This window comes from Bradyrhizobium sp. P2_E8, assembly GCF_056403875.1.
The window spans coordinates 1-833 of sequence record NZ_JBFUES010001715.1; the positions used below are offsets into that span (position 1 = coordinate 1).

General features: G+C 58.3%; 2 protein-coding genes. Both read left to right on the forward strand.

Annotation, left to right across the window (positions count from 1 at the left end):
* The coding region (locus AC1D00_RS43425) for a hypothetical protein (protein WP_477014969.1) at positions 1 to 210 on the forward strand (210 nt) is incomplete at its 5' end.
* 132 nt (positions 211 to 342) lie between these two features.
* Positions 343 to 833 (forward strand): iron-containing alcohol dehydrogenase (locus AC1D00_RS43430; protein ID WP_477014970.1); only part of this gene is annotated, 491 nt, incomplete at its 3' end.

Here is an 833-nt window from a genome sequence, read left to right on the forward strand (position 1 = left end):
GTCGAACAAGATAGCCGCCTTTTCAAATCGTCTAACGCCGCGATCAATGCAAAGGGCCACGATGAAAAGGATAATGGACGCTTGACGTCTGGAACGGTTGCCTGTGGGCGCTTATCGAAAGCGGAGGCGGCCCTCGAGAGTCCGTCGGAGCTGGCTCGCTTGATAATTGGCGGCAGCGCATCCATCAACAGCGATAGCGAACGCCGTTAATCCGGTGGCGCAACTGTCGTGATTTAACTCTTCAGCACGTCGCAGAACTCCAGCGTGCCGAGACGCCGACCCGGACTTGAATGATGATCATAATATAATGCCCAATGATCGGGCGTCCAATGGGAGAAAGAAATGCGCAGGACTGGTGTACATAACTTTCCGGCAATCGACCGTGTCATCTATGGCAAAGCCGCCTCCGAAGCTGTCCGCGAAGAGGCGGAGCGACTTGACGCAAAGCGCGTCTTCCTCATCGTCAGTCGAACCCTGAACTCCAAGACCGACGAGATCGAGAAAATCCGACGTACCCTGGGCGACAAGCATGCAGCGACCTTCGACGGAATTGCGCAGCATACGACGCGCAAGCAGGCTGCCGAGGTCGCCCGTCACGCAAAGGAGGCTCAAGCCGATCTCGTCGTGGCTGTCGGCGGAGGGTCCGCGGTCGATCTCGCCAAGATCGTCATCATGGCGATGGAGCACGATATCCGCGATGAAGCGGGCTTCGATCCCTTTCCCATGGGCCCGGGCGTGAGCTTTTCTCCCTTCCGCGCGCCGACAGTCCGGCAGATCGCGGTGCCATCCACACTGAATGGAGGCGAATACAACGCTGCAGCGCTCGTCACGGA